This is a genomic window from Actinoplanes sp. NPDC049265, assembly GCF_043197135.1.
Classification (GTDB): Bacteria; Actinomycetota; Actinomycetes; order Mycobacteriales; family Micromonosporaceae; genus Actinoplanes.
This window is the reverse complement of record NZ_JBICSP010000001.1, coordinates 1,015,295-1,038,338: the sequence shown is the minus strand read 5'-3', so window position 1 is coordinate 1,038,338 and position 23,044 is coordinate 1,015,295. Positions and strand designations below refer to the sequence as shown.

General features: G+C 72.6%; 19 protein-coding genes. 9 read left to right on the top strand and 10 right to left on the bottom strand.

The window, feature by feature from the left end; all coding sequences use genetic code 11:
• Positions 1 to 67 precede the first annotated feature (67 nt).
• Both ACGFIO_RS05000 and ACGFIO_RS04995 read left to right on the top strand, forming a co-directional pair.
• Positions 68 to 811: a GntR family transcriptional regulator gene (locus ACGFIO_RS05000; RefSeq protein WP_392822153.1), complete on the top strand. Its 744-nt coding sequence runs from the start codon at positions 68 to 70 to the stop codon at positions 809 to 811.
• A 49-nt stretch (positions 812 to 860) separates the two neighbouring features.
• Positions 861 to 1,298 carry a hypothetical protein gene (locus ACGFIO_RS04995; RefSeq protein ID WP_392822151.1) on the top strand — a complete coding sequence of 146 codons (438 nt, stop codon included), beginning with the start codon at positions 861 to 863 and terminating at the stop codon, positions 1,296 to 1,298.
• A gap of 4 nt (positions 1,299 to 1,302) precedes the next feature.
• Here the strand turns inward: ACGFIO_RS04995 and ACGFIO_RS04990 are convergent, their stop codons facing one another.
• From ACGFIO_RS04990 to ACGFIO_RS04980, 3 genes are read right to left on the bottom strand one after another with little or no spacing between them, the layout of a single operon-like run.
• On the bottom strand, positions 1,303 to 3,639 hold the full coding sequence (locus tag ACGFIO_RS04990) for a M48 family metalloprotease (protein ID WP_392822149.1): 2,337 nt from the start codon (positions 3,637 to 3,639) through the stop codon (positions 1,303 to 1,305).
• Positions 3,636 to 4,451: a hypothetical protein gene (locus ACGFIO_RS04985; RefSeq protein ID WP_392822147.1), complete on the bottom strand. Its 816-nt coding sequence runs from the start codon at positions 4,449 to 4,451 to the stop codon at positions 3,636 to 3,638. Before ACGFIO_RS04985 ends, ACGFIO_RS04990 begins: the two co-directional genes overlap by 4 nt.
• Positions 4,448 to 5,236: an LPXTG cell wall anchor domain-containing protein gene (locus ACGFIO_RS04980; protein WP_392822144.1), complete on the bottom strand. Its 789-nt coding sequence runs from the start codon at positions 5,234 to 5,236 to the stop codon at positions 4,448 to 4,450. The genes ACGFIO_RS04985 and ACGFIO_RS04980 overlap by 4 nt, the downstream gene beginning before the upstream one ends.
• A 262-nt stretch (positions 5,237 to 5,498) precedes the next feature.
• Between ACGFIO_RS04980 and ACGFIO_RS04975 the strand changes: the two genes are divergently transcribed.
• The 4 genes from ACGFIO_RS04975 to ACGFIO_RS04960 all read left to right on the top strand — a co-directional run bounded on the left by ACGFIO_RS04975 (position 5,499) and on the right by ACGFIO_RS04960 (position 9,872).
• Complete coding sequence (locus ACGFIO_RS04975; RefSeq protein WP_392822141.1) at positions 5,499 to 6,734, top strand: DUF1800 family protein; 1,236 nt, start codon at positions 5,499 to 5,501, stop codon at positions 6,732 to 6,734.
• 9 nt (positions 6,735 to 6,743) lie between these two features.
• Entirely contained in the window at positions 6,744 to 7,955 is a 1,212-nt protein-coding gene (locus ACGFIO_RS04970) for a DUF1501 domain-containing protein (protein ID WP_392822140.1), read from the top strand.
• A gap of 65 nt (positions 7,956 to 8,020) precedes the next feature.
• Positions 8,021 to 8,791: a dioxygenase gene (locus ACGFIO_RS04965; RefSeq protein ID WP_392822138.1), complete on the top strand. Its 771-nt coding sequence runs from the start codon at positions 8,021 to 8,023 to the stop codon at positions 8,789 to 8,791.
• Between the two features lie 85 nt (positions 8,792 to 8,876).
• Positions 8,877 to 9,872, top strand: coding sequence for a TerC/Alx family metal homeostasis membrane protein (locus ACGFIO_RS04960; protein WP_392822136.1), 996 nt, complete (start codon positions 8,877 to 8,879; stop codon positions 9,870 to 9,872).
• 43 nt (positions 9,873 to 9,915) lie between these two features.
• Here the strand turns inward: ACGFIO_RS04960 and ACGFIO_RS04955 are convergent, their stop codons facing one another.
• Positions 9,916 to 10,794, bottom strand: a complete 879-nt coding sequence (locus tag ACGFIO_RS04955; RefSeq protein ID WP_392822133.1) for an AraC family transcriptional regulator — start codon at positions 10,792 to 10,794, stop codon at positions 9,916 to 9,918.
• A 79-nt stretch (positions 10,795 to 10,873) separates the two neighbouring features.
• Here ACGFIO_RS04955 and ACGFIO_RS04950 point away from each other — a divergent pair, with 79 nt between their 5' ends.
• Positions 10,874 to 11,671, top strand: coding sequence for a DUF1684 domain-containing protein (locus ACGFIO_RS04950; RefSeq protein WP_392822130.1), 798 nt, complete (start codon positions 10,874 to 10,876; stop codon positions 11,669 to 11,671).
• A 43-nt stretch (positions 11,672 to 11,714) separates the two neighbouring features.
• Here the strand turns inward: ACGFIO_RS04950 and ACGFIO_RS04945 are convergent, their stop codons facing one another.
• From ACGFIO_RS04945 to ACGFIO_RS04925, 5 genes are all read right to left on the bottom strand, one after another.
• Complete coding sequence (locus ACGFIO_RS04945) at positions 11,715 to 11,942, bottom strand: hypothetical protein (protein ID WP_392822127.1); 228 nt, start codon at positions 11,940 to 11,942, stop codon at positions 11,715 to 11,717.
• Between the two features lie 180 nt (positions 11,943 to 12,122).
• Entirely contained in the window at positions 12,123 to 14,057 is a 1,935-nt protein-coding gene (locus tag ACGFIO_RS04940; protein WP_392822125.1) for a M4 family metallopeptidase, read from the bottom strand.
• A gap of 69 nt (positions 14,058 to 14,126) precedes the next feature.
• Positions 14,127 to 17,279, bottom strand: coding sequence for an AAA family ATPase (locus tag ACGFIO_RS04935; RefSeq protein WP_392822122.1), 3,153 nt, complete (start codon positions 17,277 to 17,279; stop codon positions 14,127 to 14,129).
• A 260-nt stretch (positions 17,280 to 17,539) separates the two neighbouring features.
• Complete coding sequence (locus ACGFIO_RS04930) at positions 17,540 to 17,968, bottom strand: hypothetical protein (RefSeq protein ID WP_392822119.1); 429 nt, start codon at positions 17,966 to 17,968, stop codon at positions 17,540 to 17,542.
• Between the two features lie 165 nt (positions 17,969 to 18,133).
• Positions 18,134 to 19,135, bottom strand: coding sequence for a LacI family DNA-binding transcriptional regulator (locus tag ACGFIO_RS04925; protein ID WP_392822117.1), 1,002 nt, complete (start codon positions 19,133 to 19,135; stop codon positions 18,134 to 18,136).
• A gap of 102 nt (positions 19,136 to 19,237) precedes the next feature.
• Between ACGFIO_RS04925 and ACGFIO_RS04920 the strand changes: the two genes are divergently transcribed.
• Complete coding sequence (locus tag ACGFIO_RS04920; protein WP_392822115.1) at positions 19,238 to 21,652, top strand: glycoside hydrolase family 3 C-terminal domain-containing protein; 2,415 nt, start codon at positions 19,238 to 19,240, stop codon at positions 21,650 to 21,652.
• Here the strand turns inward: ACGFIO_RS04920 and ACGFIO_RS04915 are convergent.
• Positions 21,649 to 22,221, bottom strand: a complete 573-nt coding sequence (locus tag ACGFIO_RS04915) for a histidine phosphatase family protein (RefSeq protein ID WP_392822113.1) — start codon at positions 22,219 to 22,221, stop codon at positions 21,649 to 21,651. The genes ACGFIO_RS04920 and ACGFIO_RS04915 overlap by 4 nt on opposite strands.
• Positions 22,222 to 22,321: 100 nt before the next feature.
• Between ACGFIO_RS04915 and ACGFIO_RS04910 the strand changes: the two genes are divergently transcribed.
• The gene (locus ACGFIO_RS04910) at positions 22,322 to 22,696 is read left to right on the top strand and encodes a hypothetical protein (RefSeq protein ID WP_392822111.1); all 375 of its coding nucleotides are present in this window, start codon (positions 22,322 to 22,324) and stop codon (positions 22,694 to 22,696) included.
• The last annotated feature ends 348 nt before the right edge of the window (positions 22,697 to 23,044 follow it).

The window sequence follows — 23,044 nt, the reverse complement described above, 5'->3', positions numbered from 1 at the left end:
GATGTAATAACGTGAGGGCTTCCACGTCAATACTTTGTCATGACAAACTGTCGAGCGAGGAGGTGTCATGACCAGTCCGATCCGCCCGGCCGAGGTCGACCGCAGCAGCCCGGTTCCCTTGTATTTTCAGGTCGCCACGCGCCTTCAGCAGCTCATCGAGAAGGGCGAGATCGGCGTCGGCGACCGCATCGAAAACGAGGTCGACCTGGCCGAACGGCTCGGCGTGTCGCGGCCGACCACCCGCCGTGCCATCCAGTACCTGGTCGAGCGGGGCATGCTGATCCGCAAGCGCGGAGTCGGCACCCAGGTCGTGCACCCCAAGGTGCGTCGCCCGGTCGAGCTCTCCAGCCTGTACGACGACCTGCGCACGGCCGACCGCGCCCCCCGCACCGACGTGCTCAAACTCGAGGTCGTCCCGGCCGACGGCGAGGTCGCCGCGGCCCTGGAGATCGACCTCGGCACCGAGGTCACCTGGATCGAGCGCCTCCGCTACGCCGGCGGCGAGCCGCTGGCCATCATGCACAACGCGATCCCGGTCGACCTGCTCCGCCTGTCCGACCGCGACCTGGCCGAGCACGGCCTGTACGAATTGTTACGCCGAGCAGGCTTCGTGCCCCGAATTGCGACACAGGTGATCGGCGCCCGCTCGGCCGGCGCCACCGAGGCCCGCATCCTCGCCGAGAAACGCGGCGCCTCCCTGCTCACCATGACCCGCACCGCCTGGGACGCCGGTGGCCGCGCCCTCGAGTACGGCAGCCACGTCTACCGTGCCTCCCGCTACTCGTTCGAGCTCAACCTCTCGGCCGGCTGACCACCTTCGGGTGATCGTGCCGGCCTCTCGCCGTCGCTAGGCTCTCGTGATGCCGACCGAAGTCTCAGCCCTGGCTCGGAACGTCGTGCGGGCCGTCGACCCCGACGCGCTGCGATATTTCGATGCCGACGCGCAGGCGTACTTCGAGCGAGGTTTCCCGCGCGACCGCGGTGACACACCGCTCGGCAGCGGCCTGGAGAGCGCGCTCGTCGCCTTGACGCCGGTGGCCCTCTACGTGGCCCAAAAGGTGGCCGACCACGTGCTGGACGAGGCGATCGAGCAGGGCCGGCGGAAGATCGCCAGGAGCTGGCCGCGACGCCGGAACCGGGACTCGGCTCTGCGGGACCTGAAGCCGTTGGACGATCAGCAGGCCGAGCGGATCCGCCGATTGGTGGTCGAGGCGGCCACCAGGCGCGGCGTGGAGGCCGATGTCGCCACCGGGATGGCCGACGCCGTGCTGGCCCACCTGCCACGACACGACGCCTGAGCGCCTACAGCACGGCCTCCAGGTAGGCACCGGCGAGCAGGACGGAGACCGTCAGCACGGTCATCGACGTCACGCCCAGGACCCCTCGCGCCGCCTTCCGGTCCGGGCTGCCGCTCGTGGCCGCGCCGGTCGCACCCACCTCGCGCACCGGCACGGCCCGCCGCCGGCCGATCGTGAGCCGGAGCCGGTTCAACGCCAGCGCCACCCCGGTGAGAAGCATGCTCGTCACGATGGACTTGACCGGCTGACCGGTTCCGGTCAGCGAGAACATCGTTCCGTAATAGGTGGCGGCCGCCGGGGACGTGAAGACCGCCATCGCATGCGGTCCGGAGCTGGCCACCGCCATCAGGGCCGGGCTGATCACCCCACCGAAACACGACACCGTCAGCGCCGCGACCAGGCCGAAGGTGACGCTGTCCCGGCCGTGGGACAGGGCCGACAGCACCGCCGTCGCGGCCGCCACGATCACGGTCAGCGCGTCCGCCGCGGCCATCAGGTAGTGCAACCGGGCCGCGAAGTCGGCCTGCGCGAACCAACCGGCCCGGCCGATCAGCGGGTACGCGGCGACGGCGGCGGCCACCCCGGCGACCAGCAGGGCGCCACATCCGCGGGCCGCGGCACGTGCGAGCCTCCCGGCCGATTCGGGATGGCCACGCAGATGCCCCACCGCCGTGACGACGATCGGCAGGGCCAGCAGGACCGCGACCCCGGGCGCCCAGCTCAGCATGGCCAGGGGGAAGTAGGTGATCTGAAGCCACTGCGCTCCGGGCGCGCCGAGGTACCGCATCTTCATCACGTCGGCGAAGTCCGGCGTCCACAGGTACGAACGCCCGATCAGCGGTGTGTCGTGCATGGCCCACCACGTCGCGTACCAGGGAAGCGCCGCCACCGTGGCCACCGCGGGGCCCCAGCGGGCCGATCGGGCGGACGGCATCCACGCCCCGGCGTTGTCCCACGACCACCGTACGACCGCGGCGATCACGGCCACCAGGACCAGCGCGGCCACCAGCGCGGCGGCCACCGTCCCGTCGCCCACGCCGTCGAACACGCCCCAGCGGCTGACATTGGCCGACGACACCGCGGCCGGCTCGCCGACAACCATCCCGAGCCCGAGGACCACGGCGATGGCCAGCAACGGCGGACGGCGCGCCCGCAAGCGTGCCCTCCGTGCCTCCGCCCCGATCAGCCAGGCCAGGGCGCCGATCGGACCGAGGTTCGCCACCATGATCGCGACTACCAGGACCAACGTCGTCATCGGGCTCGGTACCGGATCGAATCCCGCCGTCAGCAGCAGCTGCCAGGCGATGATGCCGGCGTCCTGGCTGAGCACGGAGAGGCCGACGCCGGCGCCGAACAGGCCGGCGAGCGAGAGCGCCGACACCATCGACGGATCGGCGACGGCCCGCCGGCGTTGCTCGATCGGCGGATGGGATCGCAGGATGACCGGGCGGCGGCCGGGCGCCTCGTCCGTGTCCCGCAGGGTCCTCGCCAGCAGGCCGTCCTCGTCGTACCGGCCGGCGGTGGCATCGGCGTGCAGTTCACGGCTTCGCAGCAACGCGAGCCGGGCCAGCACGACGAAGGTCACCATCGACCCGATCGCCACCGTCGTGTGCAGATCTTCGTGGGCGGAGGCCAGCGCGGCCGGGCGCCAGGCCGGTGGGCCGAGACCTTCGACGATCAGGAGCACCAGGTACGGCGTGAGGGCGAGCGCGAGAAAGCTCCACCAGAGGGTGGTGGCCAGATGCGTCTCCCGGTTGTCCCGGTTCCTCAGGTGGGCGAGCTCGTGCCGGACGATCGCGGTGAAGCGGCCCGGCCGGGAGAGCCGGTCACGCACCGTGGCCCGGGAGACGAAGAGCACCGGGTGGCGACCGGTCCCGTGCACGTAGGAGGAATCGCGCCGGCTGAGCCGGATGGTGGGCGTGGGCGCGAGCCCGTACTCGGCGGCCAGCCCCCGTATCTCGGCGGCGGCGTCGCTGTCGTATCCGTCCAGGTGCGCGAAACCTCGCCGGCGCAGCCACCACGGCGTCACGCGGTACGCGGCCAGGGCCGTTCCCACCACCAGCAGCAGACCGGCGACCTCCGACCACAGGATGGTGCCGAGGTTTCCCTGGCCGCACCGCAGGACCGGCGTGGTGTCGCCGATCATCCCGGCCAGACCGCCGGGAGCGATGTGCGTGATCTTGTTCAACTCGGTCCGGGCGAGGCACTCCGCCACCGGCGACTCCGAGCGGCGACCGGCCTCGAGGCCGAGGTAGCCCCAGATCGACGCCGTGGCCGCGAGGACCAGGACGAGCAGGATCAGGAACCGGATCGCGAGGGTGCCGGGCTCCTTGGCCGTCACCACACCTGTTCCGTCTTCCGTACCGCGCGGGAGATCGCGGCGCTGGTCAGCCGGTCGTCGATCGATGACACTGCGGTGTGGGTCAGCAGGATCAGCGTGCCGCCCCGGCGTACCGCCACCAGATTCTCGATGATCGCGATCGAGGCGAGCCGCGGCCGCATGACGATCCGGACCGCGGCCGACCCGTCACCGAGGCCGGGCGCACCGAGCGACCGAACCGTGACGGCGACCTCACCCAGACCGTTGACCGACGTCGTGTACCTGGCGCATTTCCTCGGCACGCCCCGGATCCGGTCCAGTGCGGCCTTCGCCTCGCCCGGCGTGTGCTGGCGGAGCCGTTCACGGATGAACGCCGTCGTGGACCCGTTGTAGAGCAGCACGTCGGCCCGGGCGGTGGCGCCGCCGGAGAAGTCGGTGTCCAGGGCCGGGCAGGCACCCTCGCCACCGGCGGCGCTGTCCTTGCCGGAGTCGGCCTCGAACCCGGAGAGCTCCCCCGGGTCGAGCAGGGCGGCACGAAGGTCCGCGCTGGTCGGCACCACCGGGTGCTCCTCCGCCGGTGTCACCGGCCGGTCGGCCGGAGCCGGCCGGACCGTGGGCGCCCCGGTGCGGGCCGGCCGGGAAGGCTTACTCGTGGTCCGGGGCCGGGCCGGCGCCGGGCTCACCGCCGGCGACGCGATGATCAGGGGTGGAAGGCTCGTCGCCAACGACGGCTCCGGATCAGCCGCCGACCCCGGGTCCGTCGTCCTGGTGACACATCCGGCCACCAGGACGACGGTCAGTGCGGCCACCGCCGCGGCGACCGGACGTTTCACGCCCGGGACCGCCGACGTGCCAGCAGGACCGTCAGCGCACCGAGCGCCGCGAGGCTGAGTCCGGCGAGGGTGATGGTCTGGACCGGGCTGCCGGTCACCGGGAGACCACCCGCCGCCCCTCCGGAGTCCGGTTTCACCTCGGTGACGACGTGGACCGGCGTGCTCGGCGAAGCGCTCGGCTCGGCGTCCGGCTGCTCCCCACCCGGCTCCTCGTCGTCATCCGGTGCGCCGCTCGCCGGCGGCGGCAACGCCGGTAGGCAGACCGCGGAGAGTCCGAAGGTCTTCGGTACCGCGCCGGTCGCTCCGGTCACCCGCAGCGCGCCCGGGGCGAGCCGCCAGTCGGCCGGCGTACGCAGCCAGGCGCCGTCCGCCCCCTCGTCGAGGAGGCCGCCACCGACACCCTCCGGCACCGGCACGGCCTCCTGTTGTCCGCCGTCCGTCGTGATCCGCCAGATTCCCTCGGCGGTGACGCCGATGACGATCGCGCCGGGCTTGCCGTCGACCGTGCCGATGTAGCCGATCGAGTAGGCGAGAACCGAGGCGTCGGTGGCCGGCTGGCCGAACCGCCATCCGGCGGATCCGGCGTCGATCTCGTCGGGTATCGCGGCGCAGTCGCTCAGGTCGGCCGCCTGTTCGGCCGCGGTCTTGCCGAGGGCTCCGACGAAGGCCGGATCGAGGGTGAGCGTCGCCTCACCGGAATCGGCGTACGCCGCCGACGAGGCGGAAAGAATTACCAGGACGGTGCTCATGGCGAGCGCCGCCCCACGCCAAACCCTCATGGTCACGTGTTCCTCCACAGTCGCTGCCGATCGTTGCCAGAACGATCGCAGCCGTAGCGGAAAACGTCTTTCCATGAATCGGAGCGGACCCGCCGACGATCATCGAGAGCGGGTCCCGCAACGACGAGGCGGGCGCCCGGACGGGCGAACCCGATCAGGCGACGATCGCCGGGCGGGCCGTGATGCGTATTTGTGCTCAGAGCTGTCATTGCCTCAGCCTGATCGGGGCCTTACACATCCCGAACGTTCGATCAATAGCTTGGCCGTCATGACGGATCGCCGAGCCGTGTCCCACCTCCTGCGCCGCCTGACCTTCGGGCCGACCGCGGCCGAGGTCGACGCCGCGATGAAGGACAGCACGGACGTGCTGCTCGACCGCCTGCTGCGACCGGTCGCGTTGCCGGCGCCGCCCGAGCTGGGCATCGACCCGTTCGCCGCGGACCTCACGCGGGAACAGCGGGCGGCCGCCCGGCAGGACGTGCGCGAGCAGACCGTCGACGCGACCGTCTGGTGGCTGAAGCGGATGGCCGCCGCCGAGACCAGCGCGGCCGAGAAGCTCACCTTCTTCTGGCACGGGCACTGGGCGACCAGCGTGCAGAAGGTCCGCTCGGCCCGGCTGATGGTGGCCCAGCAGCAGACCTTCCGGAAGTACGGCGTCGGGGACACCTCGGCGCTGGTCCGGGCCATGCTGCGCGACCCGGCCCTGATCCTCTGGCTGGACGGGCAGAAGAACACCCGGAAGGCGCCCAACGAGAACCTCGCCCGCGAGCTGATGGAGCTGTTCACGCTCGGGGTCGGCAACTACACCGAGAACGACGTCAAGGCCGGGGCCAAGGTGCTCACCGGCTGGAAGGTCGACCGGGCCACCGGCCGGGCCGCCCTGGCCGAGGCGCGGCACGACGCCACGCCGGTCACCCTGCTCGGTAAGGGCGGCGTCAGCGGTGTGGACGCGTACGCCGATCTGCTCGTGCGGCACCCGGCCCACCTGCCTTTCCTCACCGCCCGGCTGTGGCTCCGCTACGGCGCGACCGATCGGCCCGCACCCAGGCCGGCCGGGACGCGCGACGTCACCGCGATGCTGCGCGCGCTGGTCACTTCGCCGGAGTTCAACCAGGCCAACGGCCACCTGGTCAAGCAGCCGGTGGAGTGGCTGGCCGGTGCGGTCCGGCAGCTCGGGATCGAACCCCAGGCCAAGCTCGGCGGGATCCTCCGGTCACTCGGGCAGGTGCCGTTGCGGCCGCCCAGCGTCGGTGGGTGGCCGGCCGGCCCGGCCTGGCTGACCACCTCGTCGACGCAGGCGCGGCTCAAGGCCGGGCAGCAGCTGGTGGAGCTGGCTCCCGGGGCGGCCGACCAGCTGAAGGGCCCGGACCGGCTGGACGCCCTGGCCCGCCTGCTCGTGGTCGACGCCTGGACCGATCGCACCCGCGCTGCTCTGACCGCGGTGCCGGACCCGCGCAAACTGCTCGCGCTCGCCCTGGCCACCCCCGAGTACACCGTCCACTGAGGAGGACCGATGGACACCATCACCCGGCGCCGGTTCCTGACCACCAGCGGCGTGGTGGCCGGCGGGGCGCTCGCGCTCGGCGCCACCGCGTACGGCCTGAGCGACATCCTCGGCTTCCGCGACCCGGACCGGCCGACCGGCGCGAAGACGCTCGTGCTGGTCACCCTCTACGGCGGCAACGACGGCCTCAACACCGTGATCCCGTACGCCGACCCGGCCTACGCCGCCAACCGCCCGGGCCTGACCTACGACCCGGCCGAGGTGCTCCGGCTGGACGACGCGTTCGGGCTCAACCCGGGCCTGGCCGGGCTGCACCGCCTCTACGGTGAGAAGCGACTCGCCATCGTCCGCGGTGTCGGTTACCCGAAGCCGGACCGCAGCCACTTCCGCTCGATGGACATCTGGCAGACAGCCCAGCCCGACCGTCCGGGCAACACCGGCTGGCTCGGCCGGTGGCTGGACGGCGCCGGGGGTGACCCCAGGCTCGCGGTGAGCTTCGAGCCGGTCCTGCCGCCCCTGCTGGCCGGGGCCAGGAGCGCGGGCGCGACGGTGCCCGGCGGCGCGCTCCGATTGCCCCGGATCGCGACGCCACAGGTGCTCGAAGCGCTCGCCGGCACGTCGCCGGACGAGTCGCCGGCGCAGGCGAGGGCGGCGGCGTGTTTCGCCGACCTGATCCGGGTCCAGGATCTGATGGCCGACGTCGACGCGGCCGACACGGCCGGGGACGACACGGCCGGCACGGCCACCGGTGGCGCCGCTCCCCCGCTGGACACGCAGCTCGCGCTGGTCGCCAGATGCATCGAGGCGGGCGCGGCGACCCGAATCTATTCGGTGTCACTGGGCGGCTTCGACCTGCACGCCGACGAGAAGGAGGCGCAGGAGGCGCTGCTGACCAAGCTGGACAAGCCGCTGGCCGCGTTCGCCGACCGGATGAAGGACCGGGACGTCGTCACGGTCGTCTACTCGGAGTTCGGACGCCGGGTCAAGGCCAACGCCTCGGACGGGACCGACCACGGCACCGCGTCGTCGATGTTCGTGGTCGGCGCGGGCGTGACCGGTGGGATGTACGGCGATCCGCCCAGCCTCACCGACCTCGACGACGGCGACCTGGTGCACACCGTCGACTTCCGGGACGTCTACGCGACGGTGCTCGACGACGTTCTGGGCGCCGACGCCGGGAAGGTGCTGGACGGGTGGCGGGGGCGACTCAGTTTTAGTTGACGCAACAACCATTCCGGCGTACCCTGGGATCAGTTTGTTGAAGCGTCAACCAGGAGGCCTCTGCCATGCCCACGATGCCCGCCCTCTTCCTCAGCCACGGAGCGCCGCCGCTGGTCGACAACCAGGTGTGGGTCGCGCAGTTGCGGCAACTGGCCGCCGGCTTACCCCGGCCCGAGGCCATCCTGATGGCCTCGGCACACTGGGAGTCGGCGCCGCTGATGCTCGGCGCGACCGAGACCGTTCCGCTGGTGTACGACTTCGGCGGCTTCGCCCAGCGCTACTACGAGACCCGGTACCCCGCCCCCGGCGCGCCCGAACTGGCCGACCGCGTCGAGAAGCTGATGCCCGACACCGAAACCGTGGCCCGCACCGACCGAGGCCTCGACCACGGCGCCTACGTGCCGCTGACCGTGATGTATCCGGACGCGGACATCCCGGTGCTGCAGATGTCGCTGCCCTCCCTCGAACCCGACGCGCTGCTCGGCCTGGGCCGCCGGCTGGCCCCGCTGCGCGAGGAAGGTGTGCTGATCGTCGGCTCCGGCTTCACCACCCACGGGCTGCCGTTCCTGCGCGACTGGAGCGAGGACGCCGCCGCACCGGGCTGGTCGCGCGAGTTCGACGCCTGGGCGGCCGAGACGCTGGCCCGCGGTGCGGTGGACGAGCTGGCCGACTTCCGCCGCCGGGCGCCGGGCATGCCGTACGCGCACCCGACCATCGAGCACTTCGCCCCGATGTTCCTGACCCTGGGCGCCTCCGGCAACCCGGAACAGTCCCCCGACCAGTCGATCGAGGGCTACTGGATGGGCCTGTCGAAACGCTCCTTCCAAGCGGTCTGACCTTTGCGTATTCAGGCTTCTTTCAGCGTGACCATGGACTCTTGACGGGAATGTCGCAGCAATCCCGTGGGAAGGTTCCCTGTTGATGCTTGAGGTCACCGCGCTCGGCTGGACGCTGACGATCGGAGTCATCGTCGCCCTGCTCGCCCTCGACCTGGCCCTCGGCGTGTTCCGGCCACACGCTGTCGGCTTCCGTGAAGCCGCCCTCTGGTCCGTCTTCTACATCGGCGTCGCCGTCGCATTCGGCCTGGTCTTCGCCTCGGTCGTGGGCTGGGACCTCGGCGCCGAGTACTTCGCCGGCTACATCGTCGAGAAGAGCCTGTCGGTCGACAACCTCTTCGTCTTCGTGATCATCATGAGCACCTTCGCGGTGCCGGAGAAATACCAGCAGGAGGTGCTGACCTTCGGCATCATCATCGCGCTGGTGCTGCGGGTCGTCTTCATCGCCCTCGGCGCGACCCTGCTGTCCCTGTTCTCGTTCATGTTCCTGGTCTTCGGGCTGCTCCTGATCTTCACCGCGATCCAGCTGTTCCGGCATCGCGACGAGGACCCCGACATCGAGGACAACGCTCTGGTACGCGCCAGCCGGCGCCTGCTGCCGGTGACCGACGACTACGTCAAGGGCAAGCTGATCACCCGCATCGGCGGGCGGCGCATGGTCACCCCGATGTTTATCGTGCTCATCGCCATCGGCAGCTCCGACCTGCTGTTCGCCCTCGACTCGATCCCGGCCGTGTTCGGCGTGACCTCGGAGGCGTACATCGTCTTCGTCGCCAACGCCTTCGCCCTGCTCGGCCTGCGCGCGCTGTTCTTCCTGGTCAAGGGACTGCTCGATCGGCTCGTCTACCTGAGCACGGGGCTGTCGATCATCCTGGCCTTCATCGGCGTCAAGCTGGTGCTGCACTGGCTGCACGAGGACATCTGGCACGGCGCGCCCGAGATCAGCACCCCGGTCTCGCTCGGCGTCATCCTGGTCGTGCTGACCGTCACCACCGTCGCCAGCCTGATCAAGTCGCGCAACGACCCGTCGATCAAGGCCAAGGCCGGCTCACTGCGAGCCCACCGCGACGACGCGCGATAGAGACGGCGCGGGGCCCGCCAACGGCGCCGGGCTCCGCGCGCCCTCACGTCTCGTTCCCGGCCTCACGGAAGCGTCCCGGGGCGACGCCGTAACGGCGGCGGAAGGCGCTCGCGAAGGCGAACTCGGACGAGTAGCCGGCGCCACGCGCGATGGTGGCCAGCGGCGCGCCCGTCTCCCGCAGGGCCCGCGCGGCCAGGCCCAGGCGCACGCCCGTGACGAACGCGACCGGTGTCTCGCCCACGACCGCCTTGAAGTCCCGGGCGAAGGCGGTCCTGGACATGCCGGCCGCCCGGCTCAGCCGAAGCAGGCCCCAGTCCGCGCCCGGGTCGTCGTGGACCATCGAGAGCACGGCGGCGATGGCGGGATGGCGCAGCGCGAAGCGGGCCTGCTCGCTCTCCTGGTCGTCCCAGCGGCGCAGCACCGTCACCACGATGAGATCGATGAGCGCGACCAGGCTGGCGTCCGAGCCTGGGCCGCGGCCGTCGATGTCGTCGGCGAGCAGGTCGGCCAGCAGCTTCTCGGTGCCCGCGCCGGGCAGGACGAGGATCTCCGGCAACGTACGGAGAAAGTGGTGCGGCACGCCCCGGGTCAGCCGGTACGACCCGCAGAGGATGTCCACCTCGCCGGGCGGCGCGGGCTCGGCCCACCGGTGCGTAGGGAGGCCCGGGACGTCGCTCAGCGGGCGCGGGCGCCGGCTGAACGCGTGCGACGCGCCGTGCGGGGCCAGCGCCACGTCGCCGGCCGAGACGCGCTGAGGTGCGGTGCCCGGGGCGGTGACCCAGCCCTCGCCGCGCAGCACGACGTGAAAGCCGAGACCGCTGAACGCGTCGTAGTTCCACCCCCAGTCGCCGGCCTCACCGAACCGTCGTGCACAGGGGAGACCGGCATGCAGGCCTCCGATCGCCTGGGAAACGGTGTCCACGCGGGGAACTGTACCGACGAGCATCACCCGTGGACTTTCGAGCATGTCCGGTCGCCCGCGGCACCCGCACCATGGTCCGGTGGAAACAACTCAACCCGACCAGCTCCCCACCGCACTTCGCACCCTGCTCACCATCGTGTCGATGGACGCTCTGCGGGGCCGGGCGCCGATCCCCGGCCTGCCGGGCATGTGGTCGCCGCGTCCTGATGGTGTTCCCGGCGCACGCGTCGAACTCGCGCCGGCTGAACGACTGCTGGTCGACGGCGTACCCACCGGTGGGGTGGTGGACATCGACTCCAGCGGTCAGAGCCTGGAGCCATCACCCACCGTGGCACTCGACGCGACCCACGGCATTGTCGTGATCACGCTGGCCGACGCCGTGTCCGGGGACATGATCTGGGTCGGTGCGACGTCGGAGGCGGCGCCACGGCTACGAACGTTCAGGGGCGTCTCGGCCTACCCGTACGACGATCGATGGCGGATCCCGGTGTCGTTCTCCCCGGCCGGCGAGAACGAGCGCGTCTCCTCGGTCCAGATGTGGCGCCACGACGATCCGCGGCACGACATGGAACGCGCCGGCTGGTACGCCGCGACGATCGACGGCCGGCAATACCGATTCAGCGTCGACCGCACGACCGACTACGCCTACGTCAACTTCCGCGACGCCGGCTCGGGCACCGAATCGACCGAGGCGGGCCGGGTCATCCGGATCCTCGGGGATCCGGCCGGTCTCGACGCCCTCGACTTCAACCAGGCCATGGTCGCGCCCTGCGCGTTGAATCCCCTGATGAACTGCCAGCTGCCACCCGCGAGCAATGTCATCGGCACCGTGGTCCGGGCCGGGCAGCAGGACGTCCTGTTCGACAAGCCGGCCTGACGGTCGTCGACCGCCAGGCCGGGCTCCTCGTTCCCACGCTCGGTCAGGCGGCGCGGCGGCCACCGATGCCCTGCGTCATGCGTGCGCGCTCGTGGTCCTGCTGGTCCAGGATGGCCCGGATCAGCCGGGTCTCCTCGGTGCTGTGCCGGGCGATCAGTTCGTCGAGCTCGGCCCTCTCGGCCGGCGACTGGAACGCGGCAAGCTCGGCGCTGAGCTTCCGGATCTCCCGCCGCTGCTGCATCGCGGTGCGGATCCTGTTGGCGAACGCCATTGTCGTACTCCCCCTACAACTACGTTCGGTTACCTGCATCCACCATCCGCGCCGAGCGTTGAATCAACAAATCAAGCAGGTAAAACTCTCGCGCAGGAAGTGACCCGCGCCACCGGGAAGCAGTAGCGCGGGTCACTCTCCGTCGACAAAGGCCAGGTCAACAGGCCGATGTTCGTTCGATCACACGGTCAGCGTCCAGGTGTTGATGTAGCCGGTGTCCTGACTGGCCACGTCCTGCACCTTCAGCTTCCAGGCGCCGTCGGCCGCCTCGCTCGACACGTTGGTCGTGTACGTGGTGACGACGTTGTCGGCGCTGTCCGAGCTGCTGCTGTTCTTCAGCCGGTACGCCGTACCGTCCGGCGCCACCAGGTCGATCACCAGGTCACCGCGCCAGGTGTGCACGATGTTGACGTCCACCTTCGACGACGACGAGGCGCTGCGGCCGCACCCGCTGATCGTGATCGTGCTGGTCACCGCGGCTCCGTTGTCCGGGATGGACACGTCGGTGCCGTTGGTGCCGGCGCAACCGGTCGGGTCCGGCGGCGTGGTGCCGCCACAGGTCGGCTCACCGCTCTGCGCCGGGACGCTGATCGCGTTCCAGGCGGCCTTGACCGTGTCGAAGTTGGTGCAGCTGTTCGGGTAGAGGTTCTTGGCCGCGTTCAGCGTGGCCACCCGGATGTTCGCGTACTTCCAGGTCGAGGTCTTGGCCTGCAACGCGTTGTAGTAGATCTCGCCCGCGGTGCGGGTGCTGATCCCGGTGACCGAGCTGCTGTTGCAGGTCGGGCTGGCCGGGCCACCGGACGGGCTGGAGCCCTGCGCGACCAGGTAGAACCAGTGGTTCAGCGGACCGGCGGCGGCGTGCACCTCGGTGCTCGGGATCGACGACGACCAGCAGTTCGGGTCGCCGGCCAGCGACGGGTTGTACATGTAGCGGATCGGGCCGTCGCCGACCAGGTCCACCTCCTCGCCGACCTGGAAGTCCGGCGGATCCAGGGGGCTGTTGGCGTACGCCTCGGTCAGCGCGCCGAAGATGTCACCGGTCGACTCGTTGATGCCGCCGTTCTCGTTGCCGCTGCCCGCGCCGCCCGGCGTGGACTGGAAGATGGCGTGACCGTTCTCGTGCGCCACCACGTCGATCGGCGTGGCCTGGCGGGTGTTGGCCTGGTTGTGGCCGAAGTTGGTGTACGTGCCGTTCCAGTACGCGTTCACGTCGGCCAGCCCGACCCGGACCGGCGGGGTGTTGCCGTTGCCCAGGATGCCGCTGCGGCCGAACCAGTCGCGGACCATGTCGGCCTCACGCTGCACCGACCACAGCGCGTCGACGCAGGCCGTCTCCAGGTTGGTGCCGGAGCCGTTGCCCCACGCGTCGTCGGTGCCGGTGTACGCCGACCCGTTCTGCCCGCCGCACTTCAGGCCCGGACGGGTGGTGTCGGTCATCGAGTACGACGAGCCCGAGCCCGACGTGTTGATGGTGACATTGCCGTAGTAGTAGCCGTTGCCGGTGCCCTCACGCACCAGCTCGACCGAGTCGGCGACCTTGCCGGAGGTCGCGTCCACGAAGATGTGCTGGTTGCTGGGCTTGCCGCCGCCGATGATGCCGGCCACGTCGACCTGGTAGACCAGCTTCGGGCTGCCCCAGGCGAGCACCTTGAGCGTGGCGCCGGACGCGCTCTCGACCTTGGTCAGCTGCGCCCGCGCGGTCGCCACGGCCTGCTCGGCGGTGACCTTGGCGCTGGTGGCGACGTTGCTGATCTCGGCCGACTGGGCCACCGCGGTGTCCTTCACGGCACCGGCCGCGTCGGTGGTCACCACGACGTCGCCGCCGACCACCGGCAGGCCCTGGTGGGTGCGCTGGTAGGTGACGTACTGCAGGCCGCGGGTACCGGCCACCACGCCGGTACGCCGCAGCGCGTCGCCGGTGGCGAGGTGCAGGGACGCGTCGGCGGACGGGCTGCTGACGAGCCGGTCGGCCGCGGTGGCGGCCAGGGTGGGAGCAGGGGTGGGGCTCGGCGCCTGGGCCGGGGCGGCACCGGCGCTGGTCGGCGCGGCCGCCAGCGTCAGGGCCGCGCCCGCGGCCAGAGCCATCGAGGCTCGGAACAGGTGGGTTGGTCGCACGCTCGTACTCCGTTCTGCGCGGCCCGGGGGTCTGGGGCCAGTGAGCAGAACGCTAGGCATCGATGAGCGTCAACGAATCAGGGAAAACCCTTGCAGGCGGGAGGCGAGCTGGGTCCGCGAGCGTACGCCGAGCTTGCGGTATACCCGGGTCAGCGTGGCCTCAATCGTTTTGACGCTCAGATACAACCGGGTGGCGATCTCCCGGTTGCTCGCGCCGTCCCGCACCAGCCCCGCGATCAGCGCCTCGGTCGAGGTCAGACCGAACTCGCTCTCCGTCCGCGCGCTCTCGGTACGCGTCAGGGCCCTCTCGGTCTGCTCGGTCCACGGCCGGGCCTCGGCCGCCAGGAAGATCGCCATCGCCGCGCTGATCGCCACCCGGGCCGCCGCGTACCGGCGCCGCCGCCGCTCCGCGCCGCCCTGGACGAGCAGCGCGTGGGCCTGCTCGATGGGCTGCCGCAGCTGCTCGAAGTGCAGCGCCGCGGCGGCCGACAGGATCACCGCCGAGTCGGCCTGCCCCTTCTCCGACAGCACCACGGCCGACGCCCGGTCCAGATAGCCCATCATCCCCGGCGTGCTGCCCAGCCGGTGGGCCGCCGTCCGGGCCGCGGACAGGGTCTCGGCCGCCTCGTCGTGCTGGCCCAGCGCCGCCAGCCCGCCGGCCAGGTCGCCGTGCCAGCGGACGATCATCGGGTCCTCGACGCCGCCCTCCAGATCGCGCAGCTTCCTCAGCGCGGTCACGCCGGCCCGGGTGTCGCCCATACGCAACGCCGCCTGACCCAGGGCGTGCAGGTTGCGGCGCAGATAGATGCGGTCACCCTCCTGTTCCGAGGCGCGTACGCCCCGGCTCGCGTACCCCGCCGCCGCGGACAGGCTGCCACCGGCCAGTTCCGCCACCGCGGCCGTGTACCAGGTCGGGCCCGGGCTCAGCCCCGCACGCTGGGCCGCGTCGACCGCGCGGTGGGCGTACCGCAGCGCATCCCGGCAGCGCGCCGCCCGGGTCGCCACCTCGGACAGGCTGCGCAGCACCTCGACCAGCGCCTCGCCGCTGCGATCCTGCTCGGCCACCGCCAGCAGCCGCAGCAGCTCGTCGCGGGCCTCGTCCAGCCGGTCGTCGATCATCGCGAACCGCGCCGCCATGTATCGAGGCCCCATGTGCAGCCACCCCGGCACCTCGTCGGCCGGCAGTTCCAACGCCGTTCGCAGGGTACGCGGCCAGCCCGCCTCGCCCCGCATCCGCTGCACCTGGGCCAGCGCCCCCAGCGCCATCGCCTCGATGGTCGGATCACCGGCCCGCCGCGCGTCGGCGACGGTGCGCTCCGCCTCGTCGGCCGCGGCGTCCGGATCCCCGCCGATCATCGCCGCCCACGTCCGCCGCAACCGCACCGGCGCCCGCAGCCCCGGATCGTCCCCCGCCTCGACCAGCGCGGCGGCGAACATCTCGGCCATGTCGGACATCGCCTGCCCGGCCAGATCGATCAGCACCAGCCGGGCGCGAACCCGATGACCGGGCGGGGCGTCCGCCTCGAGAATCGCCTCGGCGGCCCGGCCGGCCGGCTCCGGGGCGCCGCAGGAGGCCGCGGTGGTGGCCGCCGCGAGCAGCCAGTCGCGGCGCTCGGTCGCCAGCTCGGCCGGGCACCGGGCCGCCGCGAGCAGATAGAGCTCGGCCGCCGCCCGTCCCCCACCCGCCGCACCCGGACCGGCCGCCGCCCGTCCCCCACCCGCCATACCCGGACCGGCCACCGCCCGTCCCCCACCCGCCGGCCCCGGTCCGGCCACCGCCCGTCCCCCACCCGCCGGCCCCGGTCCGGCCGGCGTGGACGGTGAGCGGGCCGCGCGGGCGGCCGCGTCCGCCAGGGACCGCGCGACCTCGGCGTCCGGGCGGCCGCTGCGCAGGGCGCGATGCCACAGGACGCCGATCGGCTCAATCGCGGCGGCGGCGAGGTCGTCGTGGACGCCCGTGCGGGTGCCGGCGTCGAGGTCGCCGGCGAGCACCTCGACCAGGACCGGCGGAGTGAAACGCACTCGCTCGCCGTCGAAGGCGACCAGGCCGGCGGCTTCGGCCTGACGGAGTTCGCGCGGTGCGTCCTCGCGACCGGCCCGGATCAGCAGCGTGCTGGTGGGATCGCGCGCGAGCGCGGCCACCGCCAGCGTCGCGGCGACCCCGCACGGCAAGGCGGCGAGTCGTTCGCGGAGCAGCGCGCGGGCCGGCTCGGGCAGAGGCGCCGGCCGCCACTGCGGCCCCGACGGTACGGCCGCGCCCAGAACCAGCGCGAGGAAGGGGTTGCCACCACTCGCTTCGTGCAGGCGGCTGGCCGTCCGGCAGGGCAGCCCCCGCGACTCCAGCAATGCGGTCAGGTCGTCGGCGTCGAGGGGCGGCACGGCCAGCTCGAGCACCGGTGAGGGGCAGAGACGCACGGCCCGAGGCCCGCCACCCACCGCTCGGACGCCACCCACCGCCCGGACGCCACCCGCCGCCGGGACGTCGCCCGCGAACGAACCCGCCACCACCCGGTCGAGCCAACCCGCCCGGGACACCGGACCGGGGGCAGGATGACGTTCAGCGGCAAACGAACGCGCCACCGCACCGGCACCGGACTTGCCGGACACCACACCCTCAGCAGGACGACCTTCGGCGGCAAACGGACGCGTTGCCGCCCCGGCGCCGGGTGCGCGGAGGTCACGGCCAGCGCGTGCGGGAACGGTGAGATCAAGGGTGGGGCGGCGTTCGGCGGCCAGGACCCGGACGCGGGGGCCGGGCCGGCGGCGCATCGCGAAGGCGATCAGGGCCGCCGACTGCTGGTCGAGCCACTGCGTGTCGTCGAGGACGAGCAGCACAGGGCGGAGGCGGGCGCAGGCCGCCAGGAGCAGCGGCAGGACCAGGCGGCGGGCCAGGCTGGGACGGCCGGCCCGGGGCGGGAGGGCCTGGCGGAGCGCGGACAGCGCCGCGCGCTGAGCCGGTGGGAGCGCGGCGGCCGCCTCCGGGGGAAGCTGGGCGACCAGGTCGGCCACGGCGGCATAGGGCACGTGCCGGTCGGCGCGTTCCGGGCGGAGCCGGATCACCAGGTCGCCGCGGGCGGTCGCGTCGTCGGCGACCGCGTCGAGCAGGGCGCTGCGGCCGATGCCGGGCGGGCCGTGCAGGGCGACTCCCCCGCCGGCGGCGAGGCGCGCGGCGATCGCGGCGCGCAGTTCGGTCCGGCCGAACAGGGTGCCGCCGGACCACATTCGCCCAGCTTAGGGACCAGAACCCGGATCCATCAACACAAATGAATGTAACGTTCTCGATCGGATCCGTCGCGCTGCGTGCACAAGGATCGGCCGACTCGGGCGCGCGGGCGGGCCGACGTTGCGCAGAGCGCGAAGACAGGACGCCCCGGGCGCGAGGGTGGGCCGGCGTCGCGTACGCGTGACAGGACGCCCCGGGCGCGAGGGGTGGGCCGGCGTCGAGCGCGGCAGGCCGGCGCGGGCGGAGGGTGGGCCGGCGGTCAGCCGACGACGTTGCGCAGCGTGGACCAGCGGTCGGCGAGCTGGCGCCGGCGGCAGGCGACCAGGTGGCCGGCCAGGATCGCGGGCGTGCCCCCGCGGACGCAGACGTCGGCACCCTCGGTCAGCACCCCGGCCACCACGTCGGCGGGGGCGTGGGCGTCGACCAGGGCGACCACCGCGACCCGGCGCGGCAGCACCGACCGGGCGGCCCGGACGTCACGCTCGGTCGCCCCGGCCAGCAGGACGATCTCGTCGGGCCGGATGTCGTCGAGGGCCCGGGCCGCGCGCAGCGTCCAGCCGTTCGGCAGGTGCGCGCCGAGCGTGGCGACCCGCGAGTGCTGGCCGAGCACGGCGACCACCGGCTTGAGCGACTTGGTGTAGGCCGGGTTGACCGGCACATCGGTGGCGAGCATCTCGTTTCCCCTCATCGGCTCCGTTGGCGTGCAGGAACCACTGTGGGTGAGGTGACTGAGGCCCGGTTGTGGGCTTCCTGTGTATTCGTTGGCAGCCCGCCCGGTCGTGACCGGAAACACGGCGGCCGGGTGCAACCGCCTCGCCAACCCTCAACCTCGACCTCTACTTGAGGTTGAGGATCAGGCGGATTCCCGGCGTACGACGCGGACCACCTCGGCCGGCGCCGGATCGGGGGCCGGGCGCCCGGCGATGGCCGCGACGACCGTGCCGGCCAGATGCGCGGCGACCGCCGACTGGTCGGTCGTGACAGTGGTCAGCGGCGGCTCGGCCAGACGCGCGGCCGGGATGTCGTCGACCCCGATCACCGCGAGGTCGACCGGCGCGATCAGTCCGGCCCGGCGCACCCCGGCCAGCACGGCCATCGCGACCTCGTCGTTGTACGCGCACACCGCGCTCACCCGCCCGGCCCGCCACCCCCGCACCGCCTCGGCCGCACTGGCCGGGTCGAGCGCCACGACCCGCACGTCCGGCGCGGCCAGCCCCTGTTCCAGGCAGCCTTCGTGGACGCCGGCCAGCCGCGGGTCGGCGAAGTAGCGGAGGCGATCGTCGTCCGGGTACGCGTACCCCAGCCGGGTGTGTCCGAGCCGGGCCAGATGCTCGGCCTGGAGCCGCCCGACCAGCTGTTGCGAAACGTGCAGCTCGCGGGGTTCGGGCCGGGCCGGGCCGACCAGCGCGACCACCAGCGCCACCCCGGCCGCGCGCATGGCCGCGATCTCGGCCGCCGAGAAGTCCTCGAAGGCGAGCACCGCGGCCGGTGTGAGCGCCTTCCACAGTTCGCTGATCGGCCGGTCCTCGCGGCTGGCCGGGTGCACCGCGAGGGTGAGGCCGCGCCGGGCCAACGCCCCGGACAGGTAGGTGAGCAGCGCCCCGACCTCGGAGCCGATCGGCCAGTCGGGCAGCAGGCAGAGCACCACGTCGGAGCGGCCGGTACGCAGCGTGCGGGCGGCGGCCGAGGGCGCGTACCCGAGTGCGGCGGCCGCGTCGAGCACCCGGCCGCGCGTACCCGCCGAAATGGTCTGGTGTGGGGTGTCGTTGAGGACGTAACTGACCGTGGCCCGGGAGACGCCGGCCATCCGGGCGACGTCCGCGCTGGTCACACGCCTGGTGTTGCGCTCGACCATGCCCGCCGCCTCCTCTGCCGCATCCGGCGCTTGCTGTCCTCGCGACGGAACCGTACGTTACGACAAGCGCAACTTACACGTTTAACTCGCAGGGAGCGACCGGTGCCGGAGCACGACGAGTTGATCAGAAAGCTGGACCTGCCGGCCAAGGTGGCGCTGCTGACCGGCGCGACCACCTTCACGCTGGCCCCGGAACCCGCGATCGGGCTGCGCGAGCTGCGGCTCTCGGACGGGCCGACCGGCGTGCGCGGGCTGCGCTTCCACGGCGGCGCCACGGTTTCGCTGTTCCCCAACGCGACCCTGCTCGCCGCGGCCTGGAGCGACGCGACGGCGTACGAGGTCGGCACCCTGCTGGCCGAGGAGGCGATGGCCCAGCGGATCCACGTGGTGCTCGGCCCGACCATCAACCTGCACCGCAGCCCGCTCGGCGGCCGCCTGTTCGAGCAGTACTCGGAGGATCCGCTGCTGACCGGCCGGATCGCCGCCGCCTACGTGCGTGGCCTGCAGGACCGCGGTGTGGCCGCCTGCCTCAAGCATCTGGTGGCCAACGAGTCGGAGACCGACCGCAACACCGTGGACGCGGTGATCGACGAGGCCACCCTGCGCGAGCTGTACCTGCTGCCGTTCGAGATCGCCACCAGCGACGCCGGCGCCTGGTCGATCATGGCCGCGTACAACGACGTCAACGGGCAGGCCGCCACCGAGCAGGTGCACGTCAACAACGAGATCGTCAAGGGCGAGTGGGGCTACCCGGGCCTGATCATGTCCGACTGGTTCGCCACCAAGACCGTCGCACCGGCCGCGAACGGCGGGCTCGACCTGGTCATGCCCGGCCCCGGCGGCCCCTGGGGCGACGCACTGGTCGAGGCCGTGCGGGCCGGCGAGGTGGACGAGTCGACAGTCGACGACCACCTGGCCCGGCTGCTGCGGCTGGCCGGGCTGACCGGCGCGCTCGGCGACGAGAAGGAGTACGGCACCTACCCCGCGCCGGACAGCGCCGAGCGCCGCGAGCAGCTGACCCGGCTGGCCGCGCAGGGCATGACCGTGCTGACCAACGAGGCCGGCGCGCTGCCGCTGGCCGAGGAGCAGACGGTCGCGCTGATCGGCCGGCACGCGGTGCAGACCGTGAGCATGGGCGGCGGCTCGGCCACGGTACGCCCGCCGCACCAGGTCAGCCTGGCCGAGGGCCTGACCGAGCGGCTCGGCGCCGACCGGGTGACACTGGTCGACGGCGTGCCGATGCGCTCGCGGCCGGCGCCGGCCCGCGACGGCTTCCTCGTACACCCTGAGACCGGTGAGCCCGGCGTCGCGGTCACCGTCCTCGACGCCGACGGCACCGTCCTGGCCACCCGCCACGAGCCCGACGCCACCAGCATGGTCGGCCTGGACGACGATCTCCCCCGGCCCGCCGCGAGCGTCCGCCTGCGGGGCACCATCACCCGGGGCGGCCCGGTCCAGCTCGGCACCATCGGTGTCGGTTCGTGGTCGGTCACCGCCGGGAGCCACACCTTCGCGTACGACCTGAGCGTCACCGGCGGCAACATGGGCGAGGAGATCCTCAGCCCGCCCAACCACACCGAGGTCGTCGAGGTCACCGACGGCACTCTGATCGACGCGACCGCCACCCTGGCCGAGGGCCGCGGCCCGGCCGGGCAGCTGTTCACCGGCGTGGGCCTGTTCGGCCTGATCGCCCAGGCGGCCGAGCGCGACGCCGGCGACGTGATCGACGACGCGGTCCGCGCCGCGGCCGCCGCCGACGTGGCCGTGGTGGTGGTCGGCCTGACCGAGGAGCAGGAGACCGAGTCGGTCGACAAGACCACGCTGCACCTGCCCGGCGCCCAGGACGCCCTGGTCGAGGCCGTGGCCGGCGCGGCCCGGCGGACGATCGTGGTGGTCAACGCGGCCACGCCGGTGGTGATGCCGTGGCGACTGCGCGTCGACGGCATCCTCTGGGCCGGGCTGCCCGGCCAGGAGGGTGGCCACGCGGTGGCGGCGGCCCTGCTCGGCGACATCGAACCGGCCGGCCGCCTGGTCACCACCTTCCCCGACGAGGATGGCAAGACGCCGGCCTGGAACGTCACCCCGAACGGCGGGAAGCTGGAGTACACCGAGGGCACCTACATCGGCTACCGGGGCCACTACGCCGGCCACGCGCCCACTCCGGCGTTCTGGCTCGGCCACGGCCTCGGCTACGCCACCTGGGAATACGCGGACGCGCGGGTGGTCACCGGCGACTCACCCGGCGTCACGGTCACGATCGCCAACACGGGCACCCGGATCAGCCGCGAGGTCGTCCAGGTCTACTTCCGTCCCGCCGAACGCGACGAGCCGATCCGCCTGGTCGGCTGGGCGGCGGCGACGGTCGCGGCGGGCGAGTCGGCCCGGGTGGTCGTCGGCACCGACCGCCGTATGTGGCGCCGCTGGTCGTCAGACGGCTGGGAGACCTTGGGCGCGGGCGGCGAGCTGATCATCGCCCGCGGCCTGGGCGACATCCGGGCGACTCTGCCGCTCGGCTAGCATTCGGCGTTCCAGCGGTCGATGACCGGGTCGACGCCGTGTTCGAAGCCGAGTGCGGACACGGTGGCGGTGTCCAGTTTGAGCAGCCCGCCCGCGGCGGTCGGCAGCCCCACCCAACGGGCGCCGACCGCCCGCAGGCAGTGCCCGTGGGCCACGAACGCCACGTCACCGCGTTCCAGCAGTTGCCGGGCGCGGGCCAGGACCCGGTCGATCCGCTCGCCGACCTGCGACGGTGACTCGCCGCCCGGGCAGCCGTCGGTCCACAGCGACCACGCCGGCCGGGTCTGGTGGATCTCCTTGGTGGTGACGCCTTCGTATTCGCCGTAGTTCCACTCGCCCAGGTCCTCGGTCACCTCGGTGACGTCGAGCCCCGCGAGCTCGGCCGTGCGCAGCGCCCGCTTGCGCGGACTGGAGATCACGGCCGCGAAGGTGCGACCGGCCAGCTTGGCCCCGGCGGCTCGCGCCTGCCGCTCCCCCTCGGCGGTCAGATCCAGATCGGTGTACGACGTGTGCTTCCCGTTCGCACTCCACTCGGTCTGCCCATGCCGGACCAGCACGATCTCCGCCATTCCCCCACCCTAACCAGCCACCCGAAAGTGGGAGCGTTCCCATGCGAACCTGATCAACTAGCGGTAGCGTCGCGGCACATCGACGAAGGGACATGTCGGCATGATCATGGCGTTGCTGCTCGACCTGGCCAACATCGTGGGCGGCCTGCTGCTGGCCATCCCCCTGCTCGCGCAGATCCCGTCGGCCGGCCCCGGCCTCTCCCGCTTCACCACCAAGGTCGCGCCCTGGGCCTGGATCGTCGGCGTGATCGCCCTGGTCGCCGCCGGCTACTACCTGCTGGTCCACATCTTCGACGGCCCGCACGTCTTCCACTTCGAGGTGGTCGGCATCCTGGTCGGCCTGGCCCTGCTCTGGAACCGCCTCCGTGGCCGCGACCGCCCCGCCCCCGGCCCCCTCGGCGCCGGCCTCCTGCTGGCCGTCTTCGGCCTGATCGCGATCGTCGTCGGCATCCAGGGGCTGTTCACCCCCGACTAAGGCGAGTCTGACAACCGGCCAGGGCCGCGGCGTGGCCGGGTCATGAAACACCCCTCAGGTGCCGTGTTTCGCAGTCCAGCCGGGGGGCTGCGAACCACACCCAGAACATTCCACGGGTACGGGCACACCACAGTCCCGCCCCCTCGGCGACCTAGCTGCCCGGTCCGGCCTGTGCCGCCCGTTCCGGGCGGAGCTCGGTGGTCACCCCGTCTCAGTGGTGGGGGCGGGGGGGGGGGGGGGGGCGGCGGCCCCCCCCGGGCCCCCCCCCCCCCGGGCGCCGCCCCCCCGCGCCCCCCCGCCGGGGGGGGGGGCGGGCCCGGCGGGGTGGGGGGCCGCGCGGGGGGGCCC

Bases quoted from the DNA above. Each gene is read 5' to 3' on its own strand.
- ACGFIO_RS04935 (WP_392822122.1), bottom strand. From the start codon at position 17,279: ATGTGGTCCGGCGGCACCCTGTTCGGCCGGACCGAACTGCGCGCCGCG.
- ACGFIO_RS04925 (WP_392822117.1), bottom strand. From the start codon at position 19,135: ATGGTCGAGCGCAACACCAGGCGTGTGACCAGCGCGGACGTCGCCCGG.
- ACGFIO_RS04975 (WP_392822141.1), top strand. From the start codon at position 5,499: ATGACGGATCGCCGAGCCGTGTCCCACCTCCTGCGCCGCCTGACCTTC.
- ACGFIO_RS04910 (WP_392822111.1), top strand. From the start codon at position 22,322: ATGATCATGGCGTTGCTGCTCGACCTGGCCAACATCGTGGGCGGCCTG.
- ACGFIO_RS04930 (WP_392822119.1), bottom strand. From the start codon at position 17,968: ATGAGGGGAAACGAGATGCTCGCCACCGATGTGCCGGTCAACCCGGCC.
- ACGFIO_RS04945 (WP_392822127.1), bottom strand. From the start codon at position 11,942: ATGGCGTTCGCCAACAGGATCCGCACCGCGATGCAGCAGCGGCGGGAG.
- ACGFIO_RS04965 (WP_392822138.1), top strand. From the start codon at position 8,021: ATGCCCACGATGCCCGCCCTCTTCCTCAGCCACGGAGCGCCGCCGCTG.
- ACGFIO_RS04960 (WP_392822136.1), top strand. From the start codon at position 8,877: ATGCTTGAGGTCACCGCGCTCGGCTGGACGCTGACGATCGGAGTCATC.
- ACGFIO_RS04915 (WP_392822113.1), bottom strand. From the start codon at position 22,221: ATGGCGGAGATCGTGCTGGTCCGGCATGGGCAGACCGAGTGGAGTGCG.
- ACGFIO_RS05000 (WP_392822153.1), top strand. From the start codon at position 68: ATGACCAGTCCGATCCGCCCGGCCGAGGTCGACCGCAGCAGCCCGGTT.
- ACGFIO_RS04995 (WP_392822151.1), top strand. From the start codon at position 861: ATGCCGACCGAAGTCTCAGCCCTGGCTCGGAACGTCGTGCGGGCCGTC.
- ACGFIO_RS04970 (WP_392822140.1), top strand. From the start codon at position 6,744: ATGGACACCATCACCCGGCGCCGGTTCCTGACCACCAGCGGCGTGGTG.